Annotated in this window: 12 protein-coding genes; 8 read left to right on the forward strand and 4 right to left on the reverse strand. The window is 75.0% G+C overall.

Annotated elements, in window-relative coordinates; all coding sequences use genetic code 11:
• Window positions 1-2: 2 nt before the first annotated feature.
• Complete coding sequence (locus AL2_RS17280; RefSeq protein WP_245666699.1) at window positions 3-4,604, forward strand: cation-translocating P-type ATPase; 4,602 nt, start codon at window positions 3-5, stop codon at window positions 4,602-4,604.
• 42 nt (window positions 4,605-4,646) lie between these two features.
• Here AL2_RS17280 and AL2_RS17285 read toward each other — a convergent pair whose 3' ends face one another.
• Window positions 4,647-4,916 carry a metal-sensitive transcriptional regulator gene (locus tag AL2_RS17285; RefSeq protein WP_067634864.1) on the reverse strand — a complete coding sequence of 90 codons (270 nt, stop codon included), beginning with the start codon at window positions 4,914-4,916 and terminating at the stop codon, window positions 4,647-4,649.
• Window positions 4,917-5,064: 148 nt separating this feature from the next.
• On the opposite strand from AL2_RS17285, the gene AL2_RS17290 reads away from it, so the two are divergent.
• The 3 genes from AL2_RS17290 to AL2_RS17300 all read left to right on the forward strand — a co-directional run bounded on the left by AL2_RS17290 (window position 5,065) and on the right by AL2_RS17300 (window position 7,383).
• A complete protein-coding gene (locus AL2_RS17290; RefSeq protein WP_067634865.1) occupies window positions 5,065-5,562 on the forward strand; it encodes a flavodoxin domain-containing protein in 498 nt (165 codons plus the stop codon).
• Window positions 5,559-6,449, forward strand: a complete 891-nt coding sequence (locus AL2_RS17295; protein WP_067634866.1) for a universal stress protein — start codon at window positions 5,559-5,561, stop codon at window positions 6,447-6,449. Before AL2_RS17290 ends, AL2_RS17295 begins: the two co-directional genes overlap by 4 nt.
• Window positions 6,450-6,549: 100 nt before the next feature.
• A complete protein-coding gene (locus AL2_RS17300) occupies window positions 6,550-7,383 on the forward strand; it encodes a universal stress protein (protein ID WP_067634867.1) in 834 nt (277 codons plus the stop codon).
• 37 nt (window positions 7,384-7,420) lie between these two features.
• Here the strand turns inward: AL2_RS17300 and AL2_RS17305 are convergent, their stop codons facing one another.
• Window positions 7,421-9,838: a glycoside hydrolase family 65 protein gene (locus tag AL2_RS17305; RefSeq protein WP_067634868.1), complete on the reverse strand. Its 2,418-nt coding sequence runs from the start codon at window positions 9,836-9,838 to the stop codon at window positions 7,421-7,423.
• Between the two features lie 208 nt (window positions 9,839-10,046).
• Between AL2_RS17305 and AL2_RS17310 the strand changes: the two genes are divergently transcribed.
• The 3 genes from AL2_RS17310 (at window position 10,047) to AL2_RS17320 (ending at window position 13,572) form a co-directional block, all read left to right on the forward strand.
• A complete protein-coding gene (locus AL2_RS17310) occupies window positions 10,047-11,060 on the forward strand; it encodes an Acg family FMN-binding oxidoreductase (protein ID WP_067634869.1) in 1,014 nt (337 codons plus the stop codon).
• A gap of 58 nt (window positions 11,061-11,118) precedes the next feature.
• On the forward strand, window positions 11,119-12,867 hold the full coding sequence (locus AL2_RS17315; protein ID WP_067634870.1) for a sensor histidine kinase: 1,749 nt from the start codon (window positions 11,119-11,121) through the stop codon (window positions 12,865-12,867).
• Between the two features lie 189 nt (window positions 12,868-13,056).
• The gene (locus AL2_RS17320; protein ID WP_157438202.1) at window positions 13,057-13,572 is read left to right on the forward strand and encodes a hypothetical protein; all 516 of its coding nucleotides are present in this window, start codon (window positions 13,057-13,059) and stop codon (window positions 13,570-13,572) included.
• Here AL2_RS17320 and AL2_RS17325 read toward each other — a convergent pair.
• The gene (locus AL2_RS17325) at window positions 13,547-13,945 is read right to left on the reverse strand and encodes a pyridoxamine 5'-phosphate oxidase family protein (protein WP_067634872.1); all 399 of its coding nucleotides are present in this window, start codon (window positions 13,943-13,945) and stop codon (window positions 13,547-13,549) included. The genes AL2_RS17320 and AL2_RS17325 overlap by 26 nt on opposite strands.
• Window positions 13,946-14,095: 150 nt before the next feature.
• On the opposite strand from AL2_RS17325, the gene AL2_RS17330 reads away from it, so the two are divergent.
• On the forward strand, window positions 14,096-14,788 hold the full coding sequence (locus AL2_RS17330) for a response regulator transcription factor (RefSeq protein WP_067634873.1): 693 nt from the start codon (window positions 14,096-14,098) through the stop codon (window positions 14,786-14,788).
• 38 nt (window positions 14,789-14,826) lie between these two features.
• Here AL2_RS17330 and AL2_RS17335 read toward each other — a convergent pair whose 3' ends face one another.
• Complete coding sequence (locus AL2_RS17335) at window positions 14,827-16,200, reverse strand: HAMP domain-containing sensor histidine kinase (protein ID WP_067634874.1); 1,374 nt, start codon at window positions 16,198-16,200, stop codon at window positions 14,827-14,829.

Raw genomic sequence — 16,200 nt, forward strand, 5'->3', positions numbered from 1 at the left:
CGGTGGGGATTCCGGGGATGTCCCTGGCCAGGACGGTGCTCGCCGTGCCGGACGCGGCGTCGAGGCTGGCCGTCCAGGGCGCGGCGATGGGCGCGCGGACCACCGTGGCGGGAGTGCGGACCGTGTCCGCCGCCGGGAAGGCGGCGGGCGGCGGCGTGCGCCGGACGGTCGGTTCGGTGGCGAACCTCGCCGCCGGAGGCCCCGGGCGGAGGGTGTGGGTGCACGGCGGCCGCGCGCACATCCAGGCGAGCGGCCTGTCGGGTGACGGGCAGCGGCACCGGCGGTACGCGCGGACGCTGACGGAGGCGCTCCGGCGCCTGGACGGTGTCGACTGGGCGGAGGTCAACGCGGTCGCCGGCCATGTCCTCGTCTCCTACACGCAGGATGCGGTGGATCTGGACACGCTGGTCGGGGTCGTCGAGGACGTGGAGCAGGCGCACGAGGCCGGCGGCTTCGACGAGTCCGCGCACGCCCGGCGGCCCGACGACGACATGGCGTGGACGGGCGCGGCGACGGCGCTGGTCTCGGACTGCGCGGGGGCCGTGGGAGCCGTGGCGGGGCGGCTGCTGGCCCTCCCGCCGGTGCCCAGCCCGGTGCGCGCGGCAGTGTCGCTGGCCGACACGGTCCCGCAGCTGCGGACGGCGCTGGAACGGCGGCTGGGCCGGGTGCGCGCCGACGCGCTGCTGGGCGTGGCCAACGCGGTCGTCCAGGGGGCCGGGCAGGGGATCGCGCCGGTGGCCACCGACGCCGCGCACCGCGTCTTCCAGCTCTACGAGATCCGGGCGCGCCGCGACACGTGGCGGCGCCGCGAGCCGCAGCTGGCGGCGGCGGGGTCCCAGCCGGCGGAGTGCGGTACCCCGGCCGAGCGGCCGTGCCCGCTCCCGGACGGGCCGGTGGAGCGGGCGATGAACCGCACGGAGCTGGCCGACCTGCTCGGATCCGCCGGCGTCCTGCTGAGCACGCGCGACCCGTCGGCCGCCGCCGAGACGCTGCTGGCGACCGTGCCGAAGGCGGCGCGGCACGGCCGGGAGGCCTTCGCGGCGGTGCTGGGCCACGATCTGGGGCGCCGCGGCGTGGTGGTGCTGGATCCGGGGGCGTTGCGGCGGCTCGACCGGGTCAGCGCGGTGGTCATCGACTCCGCGGTCCTGTGCGACGGGGAGCTGCGGCTGCTGTCCGCGGTCTCCATGAGCGACGCGCTGGACGACGCGGACGTGTGGCAGGCGGCCGGTGCCGTGCTGGCCGGGTACGGCCGCGACGACCTGGCCGGACCGGGCCCGTGGCCGGCGGGGCCCGGCGGGGGGACGGCGGGATGGCGGCTCGAACGGGCGGCGGACGCACCGTCCGGCGGCCCCGCCGACCCGGGCGGCGTCACGCTCGACCTGCTCGACGACCGCGGGGACAGGTGCGGCCGGGTCCGCGCGGGCTCCTCGCTGGACCGCCTGGCCGAGGCGCTGCTGTCGGCGGCGCACCAGGCCGCCGACGTGGTCGTCCTGACCGAGCACGCCAGCACCAGGGAACTGCTCGCCTGGGGCGACGACTCCCCGGTGGCCGTGGCGGACATGGCGGAGTCGGTGCGGGAACTGCAGAACGACGGCCATGTCGTCCTCACCGTCTCGTGCGGGCAGGACCATGCGCTCGACGCGGCCGACGTGGGCGTCAGCGTCCTGCGCGGGCAGGGGCTGGCCGACTGGCGCGCCGATCTCGTCTGCGGGCCGGGGCTGGCCGAGGTGTGGCGGCTGCTGATGGCGGTCCCGCCCGCCCGGCGCGCCAGCGATCGCGCGGCGCAGCTGGCGCTGAGCGCGTCGGCGCTCGGCGCGCTGCTGATCGCGGGACGGCCGCGGCGCCGCGTCCGGCGGGGCCCGCTGCGCCGCGTCACCGGGTCCTGGCAGGACGTCCCGCCGGTGCACGCGGCCTCGCTGTCGGCGATGCTGGCCAACGCGGTGAGCGCCCGGCGGCTGGACCACCGCCCGCCGCCGCCGTCCGTCGTGCGGGACTCCTGGCACGCCTTCACCGCGGCGGAGGCCTACCGGCGGCTCGTCCCCGCCGCGGCGGGCGCGGAGGCGGCGCCGCCGCGCCGGAAGGCGCCCGGACCCGCCGGGGCGGTGCTGCGCCTCGCCGCCGCCGTCCGCAAGGAGCTCGACGACCCGCTGACGCCCGTCCTCGCGCTCGGCGCGGCGGCCTCGGCGGTGGTCGGCTCCAGCGTGGACGCCGCCCTGGTCGCCGGGGTCATGACCGGCAACGCCCTCATCGGCGCCGCCCAGCGGATGCGGGCCGAGAGCGCCCTCGGGGAGCTGATGCTGACCCAGCGGATCCATGCCCGCCGCCTGAACGCTCCGCCGGAGTCCGCCGGGCCGAAGAGCTTCGCGCGGCTCCGGACGGCGGACAGCGACCGGGTGACGGCCGACCGCCTGTGCACCGGCGACGTGATCCTGCTGCGCTCGGAGGACGTCGTCCCGGCGGACGCACGCCTGCTGTGGGCCGAGTCGCTGGAGGTGGATGAGGCCACGCTGACCGGCGAATCCGTCCCCGTCGACAAGAGCGTCGAGCCGTCGCCCGGCGCCGACCCGGCCGACCGGCACTGCATGGTCTACGAGGGCACCACGGTCGTCGCGGGCGACGCGGTCGCCCTCGTGGTCGCCACCGCCGACGCCACCGAGACCGGCCGGGCCGCCGCGCTGGCCGGCGCCGCCGACACCTCCGCCAGCATGCAGACGCGGCTGGCGGAGCTCACCCGCCAGGCCCTTCCCGCGACCGCGCTCGGCGGGGCGGCCGTCACCGTCCTCGGCATGCTGCGCGGCCTGCCGCTGCGCCGCGCGCTCGGGTCCGGCGTCGCGGTCGCCGTCGCCGCCGTCCCGGAGGGGCTGCCGCTGGTCGCCACCGTCTCGCAGCTCGCCGCGGCCCGGCGGCTGTCCCGCCTCGGCGTGCTCGTCCGCTCCACCGGCGCCCTGGAGGCGCTCGGCCGGGTGGACACCCTGTGCTTCGACAAGACCGGCACGCTCACCGAGGGCAGGCTCCGGCTGGTGCGCGCGTCCGGCCCGGCCCGTCCGCTGCCGCTCACCGGCGACGACGGCCGGCGCATCCTGCGGGTCGCGACGCGGGCGTGCCCGCCGCCCGGCGGCGGGAAGGCCCCGCACGCCACCGACCGGGCCGTGCTCGACCGGGCGGAGAACCTGCCCCCCGACGGCCGCTGGCGGCTGGCGGAGGAGCTGCCCTTCGAGGCCACCCGCGGCTTCTCCGCCTCGCTCGGGTACGACGGCGACCGGGGAGTCATCGCGGTCAAGGGCGCACCCGAGGTCCTGCTGGCCAAGTGCGCCCGGGTCCGCGGCTCCGAGCGCGGCCGGCGACGGGACGCGCCGCTCACCGCCGTCCGGCGCCGCGCCGCCGCCGCGACGGTCCGGCGGCTGGCCGGGCAGGGCCTGCGCGTCCTCGCCATCGCGGAGCGCGCCGTCCCCGACGTCGCCGGGGCGCGCGGCGAGGTCGCCGACCACGTCGAGGACCTCACCCTGCTGGGCTTCGTCGGCATCGCCGACCCGCCGCGCCCCACCGCCGAGGAGGCGGTGCACCGGCTGCACGAGGCGGGCGTGCGGGTCACCATGATCACCGGTGACCACCCGGACACCGCCGCGGCCGTCGCCGCCGAACTCGGCATCCCCGGCGCCGCCCGGGTCGTCACCGGCGCCGAACTCGACGCCATGCCGGTCGCCGAACGGCTTCAGGCCGTCCAGCGGGCGGCGGTCTTCGCCCGGGTCTCGCCGGCCCACAAGGTCCGCATCGTGAAGGACCTGCGCAAGGCGGGACGGGTGGTCGCGATGACCGGCGACGGCGCCAACGACGCCGCCGCCATCCGCCGGGCCGACGTCGGCATCGCGGTGGCCGGACGCAGTTCCAGCGCGGCCCGGAATGCGGCCGACCTCGTCCTCACGGCGCCCGACACCGCGCTGATCCTGGACGCGCTGCGGGAGGGCCGGGCCCTGTGGCACAGCGTGCGGGACGCCGCCGCGATCCTCGTCGGCGGCAACGCGGGCGAGGTGGCCTTCACCGTCATCGGAACGGCGCTCGGCGGGAACGCCCCGCTGAGCACGCGCCAGCTCCTGGTGGTGAACATGCTGACCGACATGCTGCCGTCGCTCGCCGTGGCGATCACTCCGGCCGGTGACGGGCCGGACGCCACGGCGCCGCTCGGCGCGGCCCCCGTCCGCGGCTTCACCGGCCAGGACATGGGGCGCGTGCTGGCCGTGCGCGGCACCGCGACCGCGGCCGCCGCGCTGGCCTCCTGGCACCTCGGCCGGCTCACCCGGCTCGTCCCGGGAGGCCGCCGCCGGGCGTCGACGATGGGGCTCGCCGCGCTGGTCGGCGCCCAGCTCGGCCAGACCCTCATCGCCCGCTGGCACAGCCCCCTGCTGCTGGCCACCTGCGCCGTCTCGGCCGCCGTCCTCTTCGCGATCGTCGAGACGCCCGGGATCAGCCAGTTCTTCGGCTGCACTCCGCTGGGGCCCGGCGCCTGGACGGTCGTCACCGTCTCGGCGGCCGCGGCGACCCTGGCCGCCGCCGTCGCTCCCCGCGTGCTCCCGTCGGCGGAGGGCGCCGGTGAGGGCGCGGGATGACGTGGGCCGGATGACGTGGGCGGGAGCCGCGCGGGGGGCGACTCAGGCCAGGGTGAGGAACAGCTTCTCCAGCTGGGCCCGGTCCACCGCGGTCTGCTCCGGGTCGTCGCCCTGGACGAGGCACTGCTCCAGCCCGGTGGCGATGATCTTGAATCCGGCCCGGTCGAGGGCGCGCGACACCGCGGCGAGCTGGGTGATCACGTCCTTGCAGTCGCGCTCGTTCTCGATCATCTGGATCACGCCGCCGAGTTGCCCCTGCGCGCGCTTCAGCCGCACGACGACGTCGGCCAGCGAATCCCTGTCCAGTTCCATGCGTCCCCCTTGGCGTTTACCCCCCAGGGTATCTGAGGAACGGGCAGGGCCGAAGGTCCCGGGCATCGGCGGACCCATGCCCCTGCCCGCCCGCCGGCCGCGCGGCGAGACTCGGAACCGGGGACGAGTCCGGAGGGAAGGAGCGGTCATGACGCGAGTGCTGGTGGCGTACGCCTCCGAGCGGGGCGGAACCGCGGAGATCGCCGGATGGGCGGGTACCACGCTGCGCCGGATGGGCGCCGAGGCGGACGTGCGCCCGGCCGCGGAGGTGACCGCCCTGGACGGATACGACGCCGTCATCGTGGGCGGCGCCCTGTACATGGGACGGTGGCACCGGGACGCCCGGCACTTCGTCCGGCGGCACGCCGCCGCGCTGGCGCGCCTGCCGGTGTGGCTGTTCAGCAGCGGCCCGCTGGACCGCACCGCCGAGAAGGGGGAGATCGACCCCGTCCGCGGCGTCGCGAAGCTCGCCCGGCGGGTGGACGCCCGCGGTCACGCCACGTTCGGCGGACGCCTGGACGCCGATGCCAAGGGCCTCCTCGCCGCCAAGATCGCGCAGCAGTCCGGCGGCGACTACCGCGACCGCGACCAGATCGCCGAGTGGGCCGCCGGGATCGCCCGTGAACTGGAGAAGGCCACCGCATGAACACGATCATCGTCGGGGTGGACGGTTCGGAGCCGAGCCTGCTCGCCGTGGACTGGGCCGCCGCCGAGGCCGCCCGCCGGGACGCGCCGCTGCACCTCGTGCACGCCGTCCCGCCCTGGCTGCTCGACGTCCCGGACGATCCGGACGCCGCCGAGATGCGCAAGCGGATCCTGGACGGCGGCCGGGAGATCGTCGACACCGGCGTGGCCCGCGCCCGCGCCCGCGTGCCCGGCCTCGAGGTGACGGGCGAGCAGGCCGGCGGCCAGCCCGCGCGAGCCCTCATCGAGAGGGCCGCCGGCGCGGTCCTGCTGGTGACTGGATCGCGCGGAAAGGGCGGGCTGACCGGCCTGGCCCTGGGCTCGGTGGCGATGCAGACCGCCTCCCACGCGCCCTGCCCGGCCGTGGTCGTGCGCGCGAACGGGCGGACGGCGTACGGCGAGATCGTCGTCGGCGTGGACGGGTCGCGGGCCAACGAGGCCGCGGTCGGGTTCGCCTTCGAGGAGGCTTCGCTGCGGGGCGCGCGGCTGCGGGCGCTGCTGGCCTGGTCGCATCCGGCCTCCACCGGCCCCGGCGACATGCAGCCGCTCGTCTACGACCGGGACATCGTCGAGGCGGAGGAGAAGCGCGTCCTGGCCGAGTCGCTCGCCGGCTGGCGCGCCAAGTACCCCGACGTGGAGGTCGTGCCCGAGGCCGTCCGCGGCCGGGCGGTGCGCGCCCTGGCCGAGGCGTCCGTGCACGCGGACCTGCTGGTGGTCGGCTCGCGCGGGCGCGGCGGCTTCACCGGGCTCCTGCTGGGGTCGGTCGGCCACGCGATGCTGCACCGCGCGCACTGCCCCGTCGCGGTGATCCGCCCCGACCCGCCGGCATCGGCGGACGGGAGCCGGTGACCGTCGTCCTCCGAGGCTGGGACCTTCGGCCGCAGAAAGCGGGAGGGCTCCGCCCTAGCGTCGGAGATGAACGTGAACGATGACTCCGGAAGGATGACCGATGTCAGCTCCGATCGTCGTGGGAATCGATGGCTCGGCGCACGCGTGGCGGGCGCTGGACTGGGCGGCGGACCGCGCTGTCCGCCACCGGCTGCCGCTGGTGCTGGTGCACGGTTCGCGTGCCCTCCTGGACGAGGGGACGATCCCCCCGGACGCACTGCGCCGATTGGTCGCCGAACGCGAGGATCTGCTGGGCGAGGCCCGGCAGTACGCGTTGAAGCTGCACCCCGAGCTCGACGTCCAGGTGCGGCTGGTGCCGGCCGATCCGGGGCGGGCGCTGGTGGAGGAGAGCGAGGACGCCGATCTGGTGACGGTGGGATCGCGCGGCCAGGGCGGTTTCGAGGGGCTGCTGTTCGGCTCGGTGGGCCTGTACACCGCCGCGCACGCCCGGTGCCCGGTGCTGGTGGTGTCGCGTTCGGCCCCGTACCCGTCCGACGCGCCGGCGAAGGTCGTGGTCGGTGTCGAGGGGCTGGACGATGAGCGCGCCTTCATCGAGTGGGCGTTCCGGGAGGCCGCCGTGCGGGGTGGGAAGGTCGTGGCGTTGCACGCGGTGGGCGGGGAGTTCTCCCCGCGCCGCCGGGTGATCGAGAACCTGGAGCTGTCGGAGTCCCTGGCCGGATACCTGGAGCGGTACCCCGACGTCGCGGTCGAGCGGCTGGTCTCCGACCGGACTCCCGCCCAGGCGCTGGTGGAGGCGTCGGCGGACGCGGCCCTGGTGGTCGTCGGTGCCCGCCGCCGGCGCGCGCCGCTGGCCGGGATGGCGCTGGGCCGGGTCAATCACACGGTGCTGCACCATGCGCGGTGCCCGGTGGTCGTCGTCCCCAACCACGACTGAGCCCGTCCGCGTGAGCCCGTCCGCGGTGCCTGCCGGGTCACTCGGCGGACGGGATCGTCCTGCCGTGCTGGAGCGGGCTCTCCCATGATGCACCGGGCTGGATTTCGACGGTTTCGGACGCGTAGCAGATGTGGATGGGGGAGGCGGCGCTGGGCCGGAGTGTCACGCGGAGCAGGTCCTGCCGGCAGGTCAGGTCGATGCCCCAGTGGCCCCGGTAGCGGAGCCCGAGGCGGAGTTCGCCGATCGCGGAGGGCAGGCGCGGCTCCAGGTGGAGGGTGCCGCCGTGGGTGGTGATCCCGGCGTGGCAGCGCTGGACGAGGTCGACGGTGCCCGCCATGGCGCCCAGGTGGACGCCTTCGGGGGTGGTGCCGCGCTGGGCGTCGGTGATGTCGCTGAACAGTGAGTCCAGGAAGATCCCCCAGGCGGTGTCCCCGTCGGTGTGGGCGAGGATCCAGGCGTGGACCAGTGAGCTGAGCGTGGAGCCGTCGCAGGTGCGCGGCAGGTAGTAGGCGATGGTCCTGGCGGCCAGGGCGGGGCCGTGCTCGTAGCCGAGCTGCCGCAGGATGCCGTCGAGTTCGCCGGGGGACAGGACGTAGAAGAGCATCAGGACATCGGCCTGTTTGGACGCCTTGTAGCGGTTGGTGGAGTCGTCCTCGGCTTCGAGGATGCGGTCCAGTCTGCGGATGTCGCCGTATCGCTCCCGGTAGCCGGCCCAGTCGAGTTCCTCCAGGTCGGCGTAGCCGTCGAACTGGCTGATCACGCCGTCGTGGAACGGGACGTACATCTTTTGTGCGACGTCCTCGAAGCGGGTGATCTCCTCGCGGGTCAGGGCGAGCCGTTCCCGCAGTTCAGCGCGGCGGTCCTCGGGCAGCAGGGCGAGGGCGTCCAGGGCCCGGCGCAGCACCCAGACGGTGAGGACGTTGGTGTAGGCGTTGTCGTCCAGACCCGGCTCGTCCCGTCCGGGGTGGGCGTCGTGGTACTCGTCGGGGCCCATGACGCCGTGGATCTCGTACCGGTCGGTGGAGCGGTCGTAGGCGGCCAGGTCGGCGAAGAACCGGGCGATCTCCAGCATGATCTCGGTGCCGTGCTCGGCGAGGAACTCGGCGTCCCCGGTCGCCTCGTAGTAGCGCCAGACGTTGTGGGCGATGGTGAGCCCGACGTGGCGCTGCAGGTGCGAGTGGTCGGGCAGCCACCGGCCCGACCGCGGGTTGAGGTGGACGCGCTGGGTCTCCTCGCGTCCGTCGGCCGCGCTCTGCCACGGGTACATCGCGCCGCGGTGCCCGACGTCGGCCGCTGCGGCGCGCGCCTCGGGCAGGCGCCGCCACCGGTACATCAGCAGCGCGCGGGCGATCCCGGGGAACCGCATGGTCAGGAACGGCAGGATGAACAGCTCGTCCCAGAAGACGTGGCCGCGGTAGGCCTCGCCGTGCAGGCCGCGGGCGGGGACGCCGACGTCCAGGTCGACGCTGTGCTCCGACACGGTCTGCAGCAGATGGAAGATGTGCAGGTTGAGGACGCGCTGCACCTCGACGTGGTCGACGCTCAGCTGGCAGCGCCGCCACAGCCGCGACCATGCCAGCGTGTGCCTCTCCAGTAGCAGGTCGAAGCCGCCGGCCCGGGCGGCGGCCGCCAGGGCCGCCTGGCCGTGCTCTTCGATGGCGCGGTCGCGCGAGGTGAACACGGCGGCGACCTTCTCGATCGTGACCGCCTCGCCCGCCTGGAGCTCCACGGTCAGGTTCTGGCCCGTCCAGCCGGCCTCGGTGCGGTGGGTGCGCTTGACCGCGACCGACACCCGGGTACGGGCCGCCACCGCGATCCCGATCTTCGAGGAGAGCGTCGACGCCCGCAGCAGAAGCATGTCCGGATCACGCGGACGCGGGCTCTCCCCATGGGCCAGGTGCGCCTGCGGCAGGTTCCGGTACCGCTCGACGCCGGCGTTGACGACGCGTCCGTCGACCGCCGACACGATTTCGGCCGCGCCGCTCCAGTCCTCGGCCACGATGGTGGTCTCCAGCGCGGCGAGGTGGGGGTCGTCCATGGACACGATCCGGCGCTGGGCCACCCGCGTCGTCCGTCCCTGCGCGTCGCGCACGCGGACCAGGCGGGTCAGGACGCCGCGCCGCAGATCGAGCTCCTGGCGGTAGGACAGCAGGCGCCCCTCACGCCCGGCGCGGTCGGGGTCGAACCATTCGCCGCCGGCGGCGCGGAAGGTCAGCGGCAGCCAGTTCGGCATGTTGACCAGGTCGGCGTTGTCGGCGTGCCGCCCGTCCATCTCCACCCGCAGCCGGTCGTAGCATCCCGCGACGTAGGTCCCCGGGTAGTGGACGCCGTCAGCGGACGACTCGGGAGCCGCTCCCCGGGTGGCGAAGTGGCCGTTGCCAAGAGTGCACAAGGCCTCCCGCAGCCCTTCGGCATCGGGAACGTAGTCGTCATAGGACAGGGTCCACCGGTCCATGGGTGTCTCCCCGTGTCGTCGTCCAAGGCCGTCCGCAGGGCATTCCCGGCACCGCCACGTTCTCACCGGTCGGCCGGGGCGGGTAGTGCCGGACGGCCCGCCCGGCCCGGGACCTTCGGCGGGGTCCCGGCCGTGGCGGACCTCCGCCTGCACGTCACCCGGTTTTCGGGTACTGAACCGGAGAGAGCAGACCTGGGAGGGAGCGACCATGCAATACGGCGATGCGGTAGGTCCGTCCGAACAGGTGTCGGCGGATGTCCGGGAGGCCGTCGAGGACGCGGTGTGGGCACCTTCGGTGCACAACACCCAGCCATGGCGGTTCGGCGTGCGCGGGGCGCGGATCAGCCTGAGCGCGGACATAGACCGCCGCCTCGACGTGGCAGACCCGGACGGCCGCGAGATGCTGATCGGCTGCGGCGCCGCGCTCTACAACCTGAGAAGCTCGTTGCGCGCGCTCGGATACACCCCGGATGTGCGGTTGCTTCCCGATCCCGACCGCCCGCACTTGCTGGCCGACGTGAACCTCGAACCGGGGGAGAGCCCGGATGAGCCGGCCCTGCGCGAGCGCGCGCAGATCCGGCGGCGCCGCACCCACCGGGGCGGATTCCGCGCCGGCCCGCTTCCCACGGGCGTCCTGCCGGCCATGCGGCAGGACGCCGAAGGGGAGGGCGCTCAGCTGATCGAGGCCGTGGACGTACACGTCAAGGGGGCTTTGGCGGCCCTGACCGACGCGGCCGAGCACGTCCAGGAGCGCACGCCTGCCTACGCCGCGGAGATCGCCCGCTGGGCGCCTCCGCCGCGGACGTCCCGGGCGGACGGCGTCCAGGAACGCGCCTACCCGCAGCAGCCCCCGCAGACCACGCCGCATTTCCCGGCGCGGGACTTCGCCCGTGGCCACGGGTGGGGTAAGCAGAGCACGCAGGACGAGGGGGAGGCGCAGGCCGGGGTGACGTTGCTGCTGGTCTCCGGCAGCGACGCGCCCGCCGATTGGCTGCGTGCGGGGCAGGCGCTCCAGCGCGCGCTGCTGAGGGCCACGGAGAGCGACCTGTCGGCGGTCTTCCACACCCAGGCGCTCGAAGTGCCGGAACTGCGCGGGTTCATCCGTGATCGGTTCTGCGGTGGTTCGTACCCGCAGATGCTGCTGAGGCTCGGCCGGGCCGTGGGTGCGGACCTGGGGTCGGTCCGCCGCCCCGTCGAGGAGGTCATGATCGAAGAACCCTGAGCGGGTGCCATGGTCGCGAAGCTGACATTCGCGGATGTCGATGGGGATACTGGGGCATATGACGGATGAGCCCAACGGCGGCGAAGACAGGGCCAAACTCGTGCTCCCGCAGCTTCAGCTGGACGACCTGCTGACCGAGCTGCAGACGCGCCTGGAGGCCGCGCGGGCGACCCGTGACCGCGTGCACGCTCTGCTGGAGGCCGTGGTCTCGATCGGCAGTGAACTGGATCTGGAGTCGGTGCTGCGGCGGATCACCGAGGCGGCGACGACCCTGGTCGACGCCAGGTACGGCGCCCTCGGCGTGATCGCGGAGGAGGGTGAGCGGCTCGTCCAGTTCGTCACCGTGGGCGTGGGCGACGACGAGATCGAGGCGATCGGAAACTGGCCGCACGGGCACGGCATCCTGGGCCTGGTGATCCGGGAGCCGCGCGGCATCCGGCTTCCGGACCTGGGCGGGCATCCCGACTCGGTGGGGTTCCCGGCGGACCATCCGCCGATGCGGACGTTCCTGGGGGTGCCGATCCGGGTGCGGGACGAGGTGTTCGGGAACCTGTACCTGACCGAGAAGGCCGGTGGCGGGGAGTTCGAGGACGACGACGAGGTGGTGGTGACCGCGCTGGCCACGGCCGCGGGCGTGGCGATCGAGAACGCCCGGCTGTACCAGGAGACCCGGCGCCGCGAACGCTGGCTGGAGGCGTCCACGGAGATCTCCACGGCGCTGCTGTCGGGTACCGACCCGCACGAGGTGACCGAGCTGATGGTCCAGCGTGCCCGTGAGATCACCGATGCCGGGCTGGCGACGGTGGCGCTGCTGGACGAGGGCGGCACGGAGTTCGTGGTGGAGGTCGCGCATGGTGAGGGCGCCGAACGGGTCGCGGGGCTGCGCGTGCCGCGAGACCATCCGGTGGCCGGGAAGGTGTTCCGGGAGGGGGTCGCGCAGCGGCTGGCCGATGGGAGCGAGGCCGTGCGGAAGGCGCTGGTGCCGTCCCGGGTGCCGGTCGGGCCGCTGCTGGTGGTCCCGCTGGGGCTCGGTTCGTCGGCGCGGGGTGTGCTGTCGGTGATCAATGCGCCGGGCGGGCCGGTCTTCTCCGACGGGTCGCAGCGGCTGCTGGAGGCGTTCGCGGGGCAGGCGGCGGTCGCGTTGGAGCTCGCCCACCGGCGCCGTGACACCGAACGGCTGGCGCTGCTGGAGGATCGTGACCGGATCGCCAAGGACCTGCACGACACCGTCATCCAGCGGCTGTTCGCGACGGCGATGACGCTGATGGCGGCCATCAAGATCACGCAGAAGCGGGAGGTGGCGGTCCGGATCCAGCGGGCGGTGGACGACCTGGACGACACCATGCGCCAGATCCGCTCGACGATCTTCGCGTTGCAGGCGCCGGTGGACGCCGAGTCGCTGCGCAGCCGGGTGCACGCCCTTGTGGACGCCGCGGCCGAACAGCTGGGGTTCGCCCCGTCGGTGCGGCTGGACGGCCTGCTGGACACCGCGGTCGACGACGACACCGGCGAGCATCTGCAGGCCGTCGTCCGCGAGGCCCTGTCCAACGTCGCCCGGCACGCCCACGCGTCCCAGGCCACCGTGGCCATCGACGTCAACGACGAACTGCTCCTGCGGGTGGAGGACAACGGCGTCGGCATACCCGCGGAGGGCCGCCGCAGCGGCCTGCGCAACATGGCCGGACGGGCCGAGAAGCTGTTCGGCTCATTCGTCACCGCCCCCCGCTCGGATGGCGGGACCGTGCTCACCTGGCGGGTGCCGCTCAGAGGGCCCGACCCTGCCGTGCCGGCACCCGCGGAGGTCTGAGCCCTTCGGGCGGCACCTCAGCCCCGCCGTTCAGCCTCCGAATTGGGGGCCCTTCGTCCCCTGAGCCGGGACCTCCCTCCCTACCCGCGTGCCGTCTCCGGTCGCGATGGTGGACGTGAGCGACGGCCTTGACGGGCCGGACGCTCGCGGCGCGACGATGGGCGCGCCGCCACGGGACCTGGAGGGGACATGACCGGCACAGGTGCTGGCACGGTGGAGGCGGCGGCCCTGGAGGACCGGCTGCGCGAGCATCACCGGCGCTGCCTGCCGGCGTTGGGCCGGCTCAGGATTCTGGCGAAGGACGGCTGGGAGACGGACATCGACGTGCGAGCGGCCACCGCCGAGGTCATGGACGAATTGGGCGCCGCCGAGTCGATTCTGCTCGACGCCCTTTCGGGCGGCGTCCGCAGCGATGCCCTCGCGCATTTCCTGGCCTGCCGTGTCAACCGGCTCGCGGTCGTCGCCGACCATGCCGCCGCGACGGCGGACGCCGGCGACCTGCCCGTGCTGCGACGCCTGCTCTACCAGTTCCACGCCTTGGCCAAGGCGATGTGGAAAGTGCAGCTGGGACTGCATGAGTCGCGTCCCACGGCCGAAATCGGGCCCGCGTTCACGCCGCCGGCCGGGTCTGCGCGGCACCGTATCCAGAGCGTCGGCCGATCGGCGGATCGCGAGCCCGTCATCTCCGCCCCCGCCGGCCCGTGAGGCGCTCGCACGAGATGCGGATGAACTCCGTGCCGGGCCCGGTGGCCCACGCCTGGAGAGCCCGGCGGACGCGGTCTCCCGGATCCCGGTCGATCCGGGCCCGTCCGATGACCGTGACCGCCCAGCCGGCGGGGCGGACGCCGTCCACGTCGTCGACCTCGAACGCCACGATCGCACCGCGGGTGGCGGCGGCCAGGTTCGTGCGGGGCGGTGCGCAGAGGACCACGTCCCCGCCGTCGATGACGAACGCGACCGGCATCACCGCCGGCAGTGCCTGCTCGGTGAAGACGACCCTGCCGATCCTCGCCGTGGCCATCAGGCGAAGGCACTCGGTCCGTGTCAGGCCCTTCGGGCGGTCAGTCGCATCCTTCATGACTCCATCGTCCGCCGTGGAGCCACGTGCGGCAGGGGGCCAACGTCACCGGAGCCGATGCCGTCCTGCCGTGGCCTGGGGGCGAACGTCCCGTCCGGAGCGGGCCGTTCGCCTCTCGGGGAACCGGCGGGGCGGGGATAGACAGGGTGTATGACCGCCAGCGTGCTCGTCGTGGAGGACGAGAGGGAGATCCGTGACCTCCTGCGCCGGTATCTGGAACGCGCCGGCTACGCGGTGATGACGACCGGGTCGGGTGCGGAGGCGATACGGCTGGTGTCCGAGCGCTCCGTCCGGCTGATGGTGCTCGACCTCGGGCTGCCGGACGTCGACGGCCTGGACGTGCTGCGCGCGGCCCGCGCGGACGGAGAGGTCCCGGTGGTCGTGCTGACCGCGCGCAGCGCCGTCGAGGACCGCATCCGGGGGCTGGAGTCGGGCGCGGACGACTACGTGACCAAGCCGTTCAGCCCCACCGAGGTGGTGCTGCGGGTCCAGGCGGTGCTGAACCGCGCGGCCCGGGGCGCCGCCGCACCGGGGGCCGCGAGCTACGGTGGCGGGCGGCTGCGGCTGGACGAGGAGCGGCACGAGGCCGCCCTGGACGGGACGGCGCTCGACCTCACCCCGACCGAGTGGAGCCTGCTCACCGCGCTGGCGGCGGTCCCGGGGCGGGTGTACTCGCGGTACGAGCTGGTCAACCGTGTCCGCGGATACGAGTTCGCCGGCTACGAGCGGACCATCGACTCGCACGTGAAGAACCTGCGCCGCAAGCTCGGCCCGGCCGGAGCCGGCGTCGTCGAGACGGTGCTGGGTGTCGGCTACCGCCTCGCGCTCCCGCGCGACGTGTAGCCGGCCCGGCGTGGCATGGCGTGGCATGGGGGAACGGCTCACCGCCGCAGAGGCAGGCGGATGGTGAACGTCGCGCCGCCCCCGTCCGGTGAGGAGGCGGTGACGGTGCCGCCGTGCGCGGTGACCAGCTCGCGCACCACGGCCAGGCCGATGCCCGAGCCGCCGACCCGGCGCCCGGACGTCCCGCGCCAGAGGCGCTCGAAGACGTGGGCGCGCTCGTCGGCGGGGATGCCCGGGCCGGTGTCGGCCACCTCGATGACGGCCTCGTCCCGCTGGGCGCGCACCCGCACCGTCACCGAGTCGCCGGGACGGCAGTAGCGCGCCGCGTTGGACAGCAGGTTGCCGAGGGCCTGGTGGAGGCGGTCGGTGTCCGCGCGGACCACGACGCCGCCGGCGATGTCGGTATGGACGGTGAGTCCCGCCGCGTCCAGCTGGGCGCGGTGCGCGGTGACCGCCTCGCGCGCCATGGCGCCGGCGTCGACGTCGGCCGGGCGCAGTGACAGGGCGGCCGACTCCGCCGCGGACAGCTCGGCGAGGTCGCCGACGATCCGGCCGAGCCGCAGGGTCTGGTCGTGCAGGGCGGCCAGGCGCGCCGGGTCCGGTTCGGCGAACCCGTCCCGGAGCTCCTCCAGCCCCGCCTGCAGGCCCGCCAGGGGGGTGCGCAGCTCGTGGGCGACGTCGGCGGCCAGCCGCCGGCGGCCGAGTTCGGCCCGGTTCAGCTCCTCGGCCATGCCGTCGAAGGCCGTGACCAGCTCGCCCAGCTCGCCGGGCGCGCTCACCCCGGCGCGCGCCGAGCGGTCGCCCGCGGCGAGCGCCCGCGCGGCGGCCGCGAGCCGCACCAGCGGCCGGGTGAGCCGGCGGCTCACGTACCAGCTCGTCGCCGCCGCGGCCGCCACCGCCGCCGCGGCGGCCGGCAGGATCCATGCCCAGGCGACGTCCCGCCCGGACGAGGCCGCGGGGGAGCCGAACGCCAGCCGCACCGAACCGACCGTCCTCCCGGCGGCCTGAACGGGCTTGGCCACCGTGCCCTGGCCGGCGCCCATGCCGGGACCGTGGCCGTCGCCCGGCCCTCCACCGGGCCGTCCGGCGTGCCCCGGGTCCGCCGGGGAGGCGACGACGTCCCCCTCGGCGTCCCGGACGACCAGGTCGGCGCCGGCGCCCGCCGCGATCGCGCGCGCCTCCCGCAGGTCGGCGCCGGCCCAGCCGCTCGCCGCCGTGTAGGAGGCCGCCGCGGCGGCGGCGACCCGTCCGGCCGTCCGCTCGCGATCGGACTGGCGGGCGGCGCCGAGCCCCCGGTCGGTGCCGATCAGGGCCGCCGCCGTCAGGACGGCGAGCGAGGCCAGCGCCACCAGGAGGAAAGCGGCGAACAGCCGCCGGCCCAACGTGCCGCCGTTTTGCCGTGCTCCTTCCAT

Source organism: Actinomadura latina NBRC 106108 (assembly GCF_001552195.1).
Lineage (GTDB): Bacteria > Actinomycetota > Actinomycetes > Streptosporangiales > Streptosporangiaceae > Spirillospora > Spirillospora latina.

Bases quoted from the DNA above. Each gene is read 5' to 3' on its own strand.
- AL2_RS17285 (WP_067634864.1), bottom strand. From the start codon at position 4,916: ATGGAACTGGACAGGGATTCGCTGGCCGACGTCGTCGTGCGGCTGAAG.
- AL2_RS17290 (WP_067634865.1), top strand. From the start codon at position 5,065: ATGACGCGAGTGCTGGTGGCGTACGCCTCCGAGCGGGGCGGAACCGCG.
- AL2_RS17295 (WP_067634866.1), top strand. From the start codon at position 5,559: ATGAACACGATCATCGTCGGGGTGGACGGTTCGGAGCCGAGCCTGCTC.
- AL2_RS17300 (WP_067634867.1), top strand. From the start codon at position 6,550: ATGTCAGCTCCGATCGTCGTGGGAATCGATGGCTCGGCGCACGCGTGG.
- AL2_RS17305 (WP_067634868.1), bottom strand. From the start codon at position 9,838: ATGGACCGGTGGACCCTGTCCTATGACGACTACGTTCCCGATGCCGAA.
- AL2_RS17310 (WP_067634869.1), top strand. From the start codon at position 10,047: ATGCAATACGGCGATGCGGTAGGTCCGTCCGAACAGGTGTCGGCGGAT.
- AL2_RS17315 (WP_067634870.1), top strand. From the start codon at position 11,119: ATGACGGATGAGCCCAACGGCGGCGAAGACAGGGCCAAACTCGTGCTC.
- AL2_RS17320 (WP_157438202.1), top strand. From the start codon at position 13,057: ATGACCGGCACAGGTGCTGGCACGGTGGAGGCGGCGGCCCTGGAGGAC.
- AL2_RS17325 (WP_067634872.1), bottom strand. From the start codon at position 13,945: ATGAAGGATGCGACTGACCGCCCGAAGGGCCTGACACGGACCGAGTGC.
- AL2_RS17330 (WP_067634873.1), top strand. From the start codon at position 14,096: ATGACCGCCAGCGTGCTCGTCGTGGAGGACGAGAGGGAGATCCGTGAC.
- AL2_RS17335 (WP_067634874.1), bottom strand. From the start codon at position 16,200: ATGGAAGGAGCACGGCAAAACGGCGGCACGTTGGGCCGGCGGCTGTTC.